General features: G+C 60.2%; 2 protein-coding genes. One reads left to right on the top strand and one right to left on the bottom strand.

Annotated elements, in window-relative coordinates; all coding sequences use genetic code 11:
• Nucleotides 1–4,902 (bottom strand): S-layer homology domain-containing protein (locus tag HQL52_19625; GenBank protein ID MBF0371652.1); only part of this gene is annotated, 4,902 nt, incomplete at its 3' end.
• A 480-nt stretch (nucleotides 4,903–5,382) separates the two neighbouring features.
• Between HQL52_19625 and HQL52_19620 the strand changes: the two genes are divergently transcribed.
• Nucleotides 5,383–5,895 carry a cytochrome c gene (locus tag HQL52_19620; GenBank protein MBF0371651.1) on the top strand — a complete coding sequence of 171 codons (513 nt, stop codon included), beginning with the start codon at nucleotides 5,383–5,385 and terminating at the stop codon, nucleotides 5,893–5,895.
• Nucleotides 5,896–6,015: the final 120 nt, after the last annotated feature.

The raw sequence follows: 6,015 nt of genomic DNA, 5'->3' as shown, positions 1-6,015 counted from the left end.
ATCCTCCAGACCCTGGGGGAAAAGTTCTCCATCCAGGGTGGTCTCGGTGGTGAAGAGTCCCGAGTGGGGAGTGCCCAGGGTGACGAGGCTGGCGATATCACTGCGATAGCTGATGGCCTCTCCGACATTATCCTTGGCAAGCCCCTGGAGATAGGTGCGGCTCAAAATTCCACCCATGCCGTGGGCGACCAAGTGAACCTTCTGGTTGGTTACCGTGGTGATTTCGTGGATGGCGTCCGCCAGATCACCCGCCAGATCCTGGAAGGGACCATTGGCGCGCCAATCAAACTCCCACACCCCATATCCGGCATTGTGGATCAGCTCCGCCATCTGCCCCCACAGCGCTTCACCCCCACCCAGGTTTTGATCCAGGGGGCCGCCGGAAACAAACAGTACCGGTGCCCAATAGGAGCAGGCGCTTTCGGAAAAGTCAGCGACACTGCCACACTGGCTCCAGAGGCTGGAACCTTCCAGCTGGAAGTGGGTGCGGGTGAGGCCAGGCCATTCCGGCTGTTCTTCCAGATTGTGGAGGGTGCGGTTGGTGGCGTTGACCCCATCCAAAAGCGTCAGATACCAGCTGGGATAGCGCTTCCATTGATCCCAATCGTCACTGCTGGCGCGTTTGGCGGTTTCGGATTCGCTCTCATCGGTATCCACCGCGGTCATGAAGTTGGGGTCGGGCAGCTCCAGGGTGGCTGGGCTTTGCAGGGTTTCGTCCGCCTCCAGCCGATAGAGATAGTTGCCATCGGCATCTTCTCCCCGGACGAGCTTGACCGTGCCGCTCTGGGTGAGAGCGCCGGAAGGGAGATTGATCCGGGCTTCGGCCCACTCATCGGTGAGTTCCCCGCCGGTCGCATCCAAAGTACCGGTGATGACGGTTTCAGTGGTGACAATTTCAATGGTGCCGGAAAGAGTCCGCCCCAACCCGGAGGAGCTATCCTGGATGGTGGCTTTGAAGGTGAGGGTTTGGGCGGCGGCATCGGCATCGGAGGCATAGTTGATCACGCCGCTGCTGGAGAGGGTCAGACCATCCGGAGCTGATGACAGGGCGTATTGATAGCCGCTGCCACTGCCGGAAATCCGCTCCACGTTCAGGGTCTGCTCAATCACATCTCCGGGTAGAATGGTGATGCTGTTGTCGCTGTTGGCAAAGGTGACCGGCAGGATGCCGTCGTGGGCGTTGGGGAAAAAGCGCTGGCTGTCCAGGGTGAGGTCGCTGTCGGTCAGGTCGGAAATGAGATCGCTGATCCAGCTATCCATCTCCACCGCCCGCACCCGGGTGAGGATGGCTTCGGTAGCGACCCCGTCGGGTTCGATATCAGACCAATCAGCGCTATCCACCAGCCCCAGATTGTCCAGGGTGGTGAGCACCGTATCCCGATCATCCACCAGATCATCCCCGCCGATCTCCTCAGCCATCTCAAAGACCAGGGTGGTGAGGGGGGTGACATTGGCTGCGGTGGCGTCATCATCGGCACCATAAAGGGCTTTGGGCTCTTCGGTATAGTTCGATCCATCCACAGTGCCGTTATCGGAATGAACCTGGAAGCCGTCGGCCAGGAGGGTGTTGGCGATCCAGTAGCTGTAGTGGCCATCGCTGTCGGTGGTGTCGCTGCCCAGGGTGGTCTCCCCCGTGGCGTCGTAAATGGTCACCGACGCCCCCACCACCGGATCCCACCCCACCTGGCCCCCCACCTCGGTATAGCTGCTGGTGTCGGGGGTGATGGTGATTTCAATCTGATCGGTATCGGTCACCCCATTGGCGCCGGTCACGGTCAACAGGAAGGTGAGGGTATCGGATTGGCTGACATCGGGGGCGGTGAAAGTGGCGCTGTTGCCGCTTGGGATGAGCGTAACCGAGGTTCCGGAGAGCTGGCTCCAGGCATAGGAGAGGTCGCTGCCGGTGCCGGCACCACTCAAAGTGAGGCTGTCGCCCCCTGCCACTGTGTCGCTGACCGAAGAAGCCTCGACGCCACTATCCAGGGAAAAGGCCTGGACCAGAAAAGCCGCCATTTCCCCCCGGTTGACGGTGAGGCTGGGGCAAAAATAGCCGTCGCCGCACTCCCGGCCCGGCTCGATGGTGTCGTCGGCAAAGCCGTCGTTATAGAGCTGTTCGATGTAAGCCGCTGCCCAATAATCAGAAGAGATATCTCCATACACCGTGCCGCTGGCTGAGGAGGGCTGATAGTCGGAGCCATATTTGGTCCGGAGGATAAAGATCGCCATCTCCGCCCGGGTGATCTCCCGCCCGGGACAAAACAGCCCCTCCTCACAGCCGGAGGTGATACCGAGAGTGGCGAGCTGCTCCACATAGGCCGCTGCCCAGTAACTGGATGAAATATCCGAGAAAAGAGTCCCGCTGGCGCTGGCTGGGGAGTAGTCCGATCCATACTGGGAGCGCAGCAGGAAGATCGCCATTTCCGCCCGGGAAAGGGTGGTGTCGGGGCAATAGTTGTCGCTGTCGCAACCGCTGGTGATGCCGCTGAAGGCCAGGGTTTCGATTTCGTCATAGGCCCAGTGGCTCTCGGCGACATCGTCAAAAGCTGGCGGATCCAGATCATTCACCGGATCGCAAACGTCGCCAATGCCATCGCCATCTTCATCGGCCTGGTCGGTGTTGGCGTCATCAGCGCAGTTGTCCACGTTATCGAGATAGCCGTCCGAGTCGCTGTCAGCATAGGTGTTGAAGCTGCCCAGCACCTGTACCTGCACCGGGGTGGAGCGGTCGGTGGTGGAACGATCCCCCAGCTGGCCGCTGCCGTTATCCCCCCAGGCCCAGAGATCGGCGCTGGAATCCAGCGCCAGGCTGTGGCTGCCGTTGGCGCTGATGTGGGTGATATTGGAGAGCGCGGTCATTTCAGCTGGGGTGCCGCTGGTGGTGGTCGTGCCATCCCCCAACTGACCATCATCGTTGTTGCCCCAGGCCCATACTTTGCTGTCGGAATCCAGCGCCAGGGTGTGTTCATAGCCTGCGGCAAGCGCTGTGATGGTGGTGCTGGAGAGGGTGGAAACCTGGGTGGGGGTGGTGGCGGTGGTGGTGGTGTTATCTCCCAGCTGGCCGTGTTTATTGTATCCCCAACCCCAGATGGAGCCGGTGGATTTCAGGGCAAAGGCGTGGACCGAACCGCTGGTGAGGGCGGTGACATCGGCGATGCTGGTGAGTTGGGTGGGGGAGGTGGCATCGGTGGTGGAGTCGTTGCCGATCTGGGAAAAACGGTTGAGCCCCCAGCCCCAGAGGGTGCCGTTGGTCTTGAGAGCCAGGGTGTGATAGAAGCCCGCAGCCACGGCGGTGACATTGCTCAAATCGGTAATCTGCACCGGAATCAAGCTGTCGGTGGTGGTGCCATCCCCCAGCTGACCGTAATAGTTGCGCCCCCAGCCATAGAGGGTGCCATTTTCCTCCAGGGCCATGGAGTGATAGTTGCCTGCGGCGATGCCTGAGATGTCATCCAGTTCGCTGACGGCTACCGGTGAGGCTTGGTTGGTGGTGGTGCCGTCTCCCAGTTGGCCGTAGTTGTTGCGGCCCCAGGCGTAGACGCTGCCATCCGACAGCAGAGCCATGGAATAATATCCCCCGGCGGCAACCGCTGTAACATCGGTGAGGGAGGTGATCTGGACGGGAGAGGTCTGGTCGGTGTTGGTGCCATCCCCCAGCTGCCCATATTTATTGCCTCCCCAGGCCCACACCGTGCCGTCAGATTTCAGAGCCACCGAGTGGTCGTAGCCTGCGGAGACTGAGCTGGGATTAAATTCCGTCAGGGCCAACACCTGTACCGGGCTGGTAGAATCGGTGGTGGAGCCGTTACCCAGCTGGCCATATTCGTTATCCCCCCAGGATTGGGCCGCGCCATCGCTATCGATGATCAGAGAGTGGAGGGCTCCCGCCGCAATCACAGCTACATCAGAGGGGCTGGAGAGTTCCACCGGGGTGGTGGCATCGGTGGTGGCGCTGTTGCCCAGCTGTCCGGCACTGTTGGCTCCCCAGACCCGGAGGTCACCGTCGGAATCGATGGCCAGGGAGTGGTTGGCCCCCGCAGCGAGGGCGGTGATGCCGGAGAGGCTGGAGATCTGGGTGGGGGAGGTGTTGTCGCTGGTGGAGCCGCTACCCAGCTGACCATATTCGTTATCCCCCCAGCTGTAGACGTTGCCATCTTCGTCCAGCGCCAGGGTGTGGCCGCTGCCGGTGGCGATGGCGGTGATGTCGGAGAGGCTGGAGATCAAAACCGGGGTGGAGCGGGCGGTGGTGGTGCCATCTCCCAGCTGTCCCTGGTCGTTTTCGCCCCAGGCGTAGACTGAACCGCTGGCGGTGACGGCAAAGCTGTGGCCGTAACCGGCGGCGATGGCGGTGATGTTGGTGAGGCCGGAGATTAAAGTCGGGGTGGCGCCGTCGGTGGTGGTGCCATTGCCCAGCTGACCATGGGTATTCTCTCCCCAGGCATAGACCGTTCCATCGGACTTCAGGGCCAGGGTGTGATAATCCCCGGCGGCGATGGCGGTGATGCCGGTGAGGCTGGAAATCGACACGGGGGTGGTGCGGCTGATGGTGGTGCCATCTCCCACCTGGCCGTAGGTGTTGTTGCCCCAGGCCTGGAGGGTGCCGTCGGTGGCGAGAGCGGCGGCATGCTGGGTGCCGATGGCCACCTGGCTGATGCTGGTGAGGTTGGATATTTCGGTGGGGGTATCCAGATCGGTGGTGCTGCCGTTACCCAATTGGCTGGCGTCGTTGTGGCCCCAGGCCCAGACCGTGCCGTCTGATTTGACCGCCAGAGAGCCATACCCCCCTGCGGCGGCAGAAGGATCCCCAGCCGATGCCAGCCGGGGCGCCAGGGTCAGGGTGAGGCTGAGGCTGAGCATGCAGATCAGCCCGAACGTCCAGCGTGGTAAGGGAAATGATTTGTTCATGTGACCCTTCTCTCGTTTGCACCATTCAAACCGGTCCAACGGTTCAATAATTTTACGATTGTAGACCAAAAGAGGCCCTTTCGGTCACATTTTTTTACAGTCAACCCGCAACGCCAAAAGTTAAGGCCAGGCCCCCTGACCCGCATTCTCCCAGGATCTGCGGTAGGTTGGGGCTTGAGGACAGGCCCTTGAGGGGCGGTGTGGCTCTGATCCTAATTGCACTGACCATGCCATGACCTGATTGATCAGGCCGGGTTGTCTTTTAAAATGAGTAGATGCCATATGGAGTTCCCCCCCATCCTTTCACTGTTCGGCAGGGGAGGGAGCTCTCTTGAACGGTTTTTGGTGAAAGGGTGGATTTGGATGGAATGGGCTGGGAGGAGGGGGGCGTAACCAGGGATTTTTGCAACAGCGTTGGGTGATTGGGTATCCTATCGCCAACACACACGGAAACCACGATCAAATCCCAGGAGAAATCCCATGCTGAGAAAGATCCCCCGGACGGTATTGGTTGGCGCATTGCTTGGATTGTTGATGACTGGGGGGCTGTCATCAGCTCAGGCGGCGGATCACGATCCGGTCGGGCCACGCTTGACGGAGCGTTTGCAGGGGCTCATCCGTCAGGAGATGAACCTGGTGGAAACCGCTACTCTGGAACTCTGGAAGGGGATGGTGGTGGGGGATCTGCACAAGGTGGCGGAGCAGGCCCGGGCGATACACAATAGTTTCATTCTCAAGCAGCAGCTGACGCCCCAGGATAAACAGGATCTCAAACGGGCCGTACCAGCAGAATTTATCGCCCAGGATCAAGCCTTTCACCAACTGGCTGCCAAAACCGCCGAGGCTGCCCACGGGGGAGATCGGGCGCTGGTGCAATACTATTTTGGCCGCATGACCAGCGCCTGCATCACCTGCCATGGCCAATATGCCACAGATCGTTTTCCCCTGCTGGCACCGAAAAAATCAGCCCCGGCCATGCATCACGATCATTGATAGGGTTGGTATTTTATATAGCCATTCGAATCAAGAATTGGACATATGCCGCTGTACTTTTTTCGTCATTCCCGCGAATGCGGGAATCCAGGGTGTCTGGCGCGAATTTTTCCAAATCTT

This window comes from Magnetococcales bacterium, assembly GCA_015232395.1.
Taxonomy (GTDB): domain Bacteria; phylum Pseudomonadota; class Magnetococcia; order Magnetococcales; family JADFZT01; genus JADFZT01.
This window is presented reverse-complemented; position numbering and strand designations above follow the sequence as displayed.